This is a genomic window from Calidithermus terrae (assembly GCF_003574345.1).
GTDB lineage: Bacteria > Deinococcota > Deinococci > Deinococcales > Thermaceae > Calidithermus > Calidithermus chliarophilus.
This window is the reverse complement of record NZ_QXDL01000275.1, coordinates 1-4,458: the sequence shown is the minus strand read 5'-3', so window position 1 is coordinate 4,458 and position 4,458 is coordinate 1. Positions and strand designations below refer to the sequence as shown.

Below are 4,458 nucleotides of genomic sequence, written 5' to 3'. Positions count from 1 at the left end.
GCGGGCCGTGGCGCACGTGAAGTGGGACACCGGGATGGGGCGGGTGGGCTTCCCCTGGGAGGACGCCGCGCGGGTAAAGGCCGCGCTGGAGGGGCTGGAGGGGCTCGAGGTCGGCGGGCACTACTCCCACTTCGCCGACGCCGAGGAGAACGACGCGTGGACCCGCAGCCAGATCGCGCACTTCGAGGCGGTGCGGTCGGCGTGGGGGGCGGGCTACCTCTACCACCTCGCCAACACCGCGGGCATCCTGAACTACCCCGAAGCCGCCTACGATGCCGTCCGGCCCGGGATCTCGCTCTACGGGCTGTGGCCCGGCGTGGGCCTGGAGCCCGTCGCCCGCCTGCTGGCCCGGCCCACCTTAGTCAAGTGCCTGCCCCCCGGCCACCCCATCGGTTACGGCGGGCTCTACACCACGCAGGGCCACGAGTGGATCGCCACCCTGCCCGTGGGCTACGCCGACGGGATGCCGCGCCTGCTCTACAACCGGGCCACGGTGCGGCTCGAGGGGCACAACCACCCCGTGGTGGGCCGCATCTCCATGGACCAGATCACCGTGCGCGTCCCCGGGCCGGTGAGCCTCGAGACCGTCTTCGAGGTGGTCACCCCCGACTTCCACCCCAGCTCGAGCCTGTGGGGCTGGGCCGAGCTCACCGGGACGGTGAGCTACGAGCCGGCGGTGCGGCTGGCGGCGCGGCTGCCCCGGGTCTACCTGCGCGGCGGGGTGGAAGTGGCCCGCGCGGACGCGTGATAGCGTAAAAGGCATGCATCACCCGGATCACTCGCCTTTCGCCCGCGACCCGGGCGCGCCGGAGGGCTCATGAGGGGCGTGAAGCTCTTCCAGGGCTACCTCTGGCACCCCAAAGCGCTCGAGTTCGACCCCAAGCAGGCCCTGCCCGCGCGGCTGGGGGAGGGGCTCGAGGACGGCCCCGTTCACCTGCTCATCGACCCCGTGCGCCCGCCCTTCGCCTTCTTCCAGGACGGCACGCCCAACGCCCAACGCCTAAGGCCGGACGCCAGAAGGGGGATGGGTTTAGGGCCCCGTGCTCCGCGGTTTGTCGAGGGTCCAGGATCGGGGGTCTAGGGCCAAAACGTCTTGCGTCTTGCGTTTTGCGTCTTGCGTTTTGCGTACGGCGTAGGACGTAGGACGCACGACCGGCGTTTTGCGTCTTGCGTTCGGCATTCGGCGTTCGACGTTTGGCGTTCGACGTAGGGCGCAGGACGTACGACCCGTGCCCGCCAACCCTACCCGTGCACCGCCGGCACCCACTCGATGGTCGCGTTGGAGGCGGGCTGGTCGGAAGGGGTGAAGGAGCCCTGCCGGATCGCCTCGATGAGGGGCGGGGGGAAGCCGACGAGGGCCATGTCCTGGGCCACCCACTCGGTGTCGTAGGGGAGCTTCTTGAACTGGACCTTGAGGCCCTGGGGGGTGTCCTCGAGCACCGCCACGTCGGCGCCGGGGGCCCCGCCCAGGCTCAGGCCCACCGAGCCGGGGTCGAAGATCAGGCGGTCGCCCAGCCAGCGCTGGAAGGGCAGGTGGCTGCCCGAGGCCACGATGCAGGAGGCGTCGAAGCGCTCGAACAGCGGCAGCAGGTCGGCGGCGGGGAGCTCGAGGTCGATCTTGACCTCCGGGTCTTCGGGGGTGCCGTGGAAGGCCATGAGCTGTCCCCTGCCCAGCGGCACGCGGTGGCGGTAGCGCAGGCCCTTGAGGAAGGCGATCTCCGGCTCCTCGAGCTGGGCGATGGTCCAGCGCAGGGTGAGGTCGGAGATGCTGCTGCGGGGAGCGCTGGAGAGCACCCGGAAGGCCACGCGCATGTCGCTGCCGCCCCCGATGCAGTGCACGTTGAAGCGCTGGAGCATGCGGATGACCGGCTTGGGGTGGGGGCCGTAGCCCACGATGTCGCCCACCGCGACGATGGCGTCGAGCTGTTGCTTGGACAACCAGCCCAGCGCCGCCGCCAGGGCGGGCAGGTTGGCGTGGATGTCCGAGAGAATTCCGATGCGCATGAATGGCCTCGCTAGGGCCTGGCTGGCGTTGGGGGGTCCGGCCGAAATTAAGGCACGGTCGGCCAGGCTGGGTGCCTCACCGACCGAAAAACCTCGAACAGGCTGCCAACGCCCAGGGCAGCGGTGCGGGTTTGCTCGACTCGGCCGGTTGCGCCACTGGCTCGGCCTGTCCCAGGCGCCCAAGTGCAGGACAGGCTTCCTCGCCTCCGAGGCGGAAAGGCGAACCCTTCCAGCTCGCACCTTAGCTCGAGGAAGCCCTGGAAGCTGTGATTAATGCCCCTCGAAGGCAAGTCCCCCCGCTGCTCGCGGGGGGACCCTGGGTCAGAAGGCCGTTCAGAGCCCGGCCTTGCTCAGGCTCTTCCAGAAGGTGCCGGTGATGCCCGAGAACATGGGGTTGTAATTCTCGGCGATGCCGCGCAGCTTGTCGCTGTGCACGATGAAGACCTGCCCGGCAGGCACCAGGATGGAGGGCGCGAGGTCGTAGGCGCGCTGCCCGACCTGGCTGTACAGCGCCGCGCGCTTGGCCCGGTCGGTGGTGGCGCGGGCCTGCTCGAGCAGGCGGTCCATCTGGGCGTCCTTCAGGCCCATCAGGGGGCTGTAGTAGCCGTCCGAGGCGTAGAAGGTGTAGAGGAAGTTGTCGGGGTCGGCGTAGTCGGGGGCCCAGCTCACGAGGATCATGGCCTCCTTGCCCTCCTGGGAGTCCTTGAGGAAGTCCGACCAGGTCTTGGGCTCGAGCTCGACCTTGAACTTGGGGTTGAGCTTCTCGATGTTGGTCTTGAGGATCTCCATGGCCGTCTGCGAGGCCGCCGAGCCCGCGCGGTAGCGGGCCTTGAGCACGAAGCCGCGGCTCCAGAGCTGCCCGCCGAAGGCCTTCTTGAAGGCCGCCTCGGCCTGCTTGGGGTCGTAGGTGTACTTCCTGAGCTTGGCGTCGTAGCCGAAGTAGGTGTCGGGCATCGCCATGGTGCGCTGGAGGCCCTTGCCCAGCTGGACCTCCTTGATGTAGCGGTCGTAGTCGAAGGAGTAGGCGAAGGCCTTGCGCACGTTGACGTCGGAGAAGAAGTTGGCGGGGATGCCCTTGCCGTCGAGCTTGCCCGAGCCCAGCACGCCGGGGTCCTTGATGTTCTGGTTCATCGCGATGACCGCGGCCGAGACGTTGGGCAGCCCGTCGATGACCTTGAGGCCGGCCACGCCCTTGAGCTGCTCGAGCACCGGCCGCGGCCCGGTCTCGACGACGTCGGCGTCGCCCTTCTTCAGCGCCTCGAGGCGGGTGGCCTGCTCCTTGACGATCTGGACGATCACGTTCTGCAGCTTGGGCTTGCCGCCCCAGTAGCCGTCGAAGGCCTGCAGCACGGTGGTGTTGGCGTCGCGCCGCACCAGGCGGTAGGCGCCGGTGCCGCTGGGCTTCTGTGAGAGCGCCGACTCGGTGAGCTCGCGGTCAACCCAGTCCTTCCAGGTGGCCTCGGTGCCGTCCCACTCGCCGATGGAGACGGCGTGCTTCTTGTCCACGACCGAGTTGCCGGCGAAGGCCAGCTTGACCAGGAGCGCGGGGTCGGCCTTGGGCAGCTTGAGCACCAGCTGACCGTTGGCGTTGCAGCTCACGGCCGCGGCGATCTTGGCCCAGGTGATGCTCGGGTCGTCCTTGGCGTTGGACGCGGTGCCCAGCAGGCTCTCGGAAAGGAACCAGTTGCCCGAGCTGTGGTTGTTGGTCACCAGGTTGCGGCGCAGGCTGTACTCCGCGTCGGCGCAGGTGAACTCGTTGCCCGAGTGGAACTTCACGCCCCGGCGCAGGGTGAAGGTGTAGGTGCGGCCGTCGCTCGAGGCGCTCCAGGACGTCGCCAGCAGCGGCTGGAGCTCGGCCACGCTCTTGCCCTTATAAGTCAGCAGGGTCTCGTAGACGTTCTCGACGACCTGCCCCGAGGAGGTGTCGTAGGTCTCGCCCGGGTCGAGCGTGGGGATGTCCGCCGACTGCTGGATGAGCAGGGTGTTGGCCGGCACGGCCGCCAGCCCCAAGCCGCTCAACAGCACGCCTACAGCCAACAAGCGGGTAGTTTGCGTTCTCAACCTCATCTCCTCCTGTGCCACAAGCGAACGCTCTCCCTCGGGAGTGCGAAGCGCACTATCGCACGAAATCAGGCCGGCTCAATCGGGCGAAGGTGTGGTTTTAAGGCCATTACGGTCGAATGAGCCCCCTCAGCCGTCAGGAGGATGCGCTAGCCCAAAGCGCCCCCGAGCAGGGCGCTCGAGGGCGCTCATCGTCCTCAGGGGGCCGGCGCCCTACAGCAGCTCGCCCTGCGGCTCGCCCCGGTAGCCCGCCAGGTGGAAGGTCTCCCTCGCCAGCCGCTCGGCCGAGCGGTCCATGAAGCCGAGCACCGAGAGGGCCTGGGTGCGGTGCTGGGCCATGGCCCTGAGCTTTTGGGTCAGCACGGGGACGGGGAGGGGCCGGTGGTGCGTGGG

At 68.8% G+C, this 4,458-nt stretch carries 4 protein-coding genes, 1 pseudogene and 1 riboswitch; of the genes and pseudogenes, 2 read left to right on the top strand and 3 right to left on the bottom strand.

Features of this window, described 5'->3' with window-relative positions:
• Both alr and Mterra_RS19135 read left to right on the top strand, forming a co-directional pair.
• Window positions 1-748: alanine racemase (gene alr / locus Mterra_RS19140; RefSeq protein WP_119316580.1), on the top strand; the 748-nt coding region annotated here is incomplete at its 5' end.
• Window positions 749-817: 69 nt separating this feature from the next.
• A complete protein-coding gene (locus tag Mterra_RS19135; protein WP_119316578.1) occupies window positions 818-1,081 on the top strand; it encodes a DUF3208 family protein in 264 nt (87 codons plus the stop codon).
• Between the two features lie 161 nt (window positions 1,082-1,242).
• Here Mterra_RS19135 and Mterra_RS19130 read toward each other — a convergent pair whose 3' ends face one another.
• The 3 genes and pseudogenes from Mterra_RS19130 to Mterra_RS19120 all read right to left on the bottom strand — a co-directional run.
• Complete coding sequence (locus tag Mterra_RS19130; RefSeq protein ID WP_119316577.1) at window positions 1,243-2,004, bottom strand: metallophosphoesterase family protein; 762 nt, start codon at window positions 2,002-2,004, stop codon at window positions 1,243-1,245.
• Between the two features lie 133 nt (window positions 2,005-2,137).
• Window positions 2,138-2,221: riboswitch (cyclic di-GMP riboswitch) on the bottom strand.
• Window positions 2,222-2,337: 116 nt separating this feature from the next.
• Entirely contained in the window at window positions 2,338-4,044 is a 1,707-nt protein-coding gene (locus tag Mterra_RS19125; RefSeq protein WP_245971702.1) for an ABC transporter substrate-binding protein, read from the bottom strand.
• 234 nt (window positions 4,045-4,278) lie between these two features.
• A pseudogene (locus Mterra_RS19120) lies at window positions 4,279-4,458 on the bottom strand (PIG-L deacetylase family protein); the annotation flags it as partial.

Bases quoted from the DNA above. Each gene is read 5' to 3' on its own strand.
- Mterra_RS19130 (WP_119316577.1), bottom strand. From the start codon at position 2,004: ATGCGCATCGGAATTCTCTCGGACATCCACGCCAACCTGCCCGCCCTG.
- Mterra_RS19135 (WP_119316578.1), top strand. From the start codon at position 818: ATGAGGGGCGTGAAGCTCTTCCAGGGCTACCTCTGGCACCCCAAAGCG.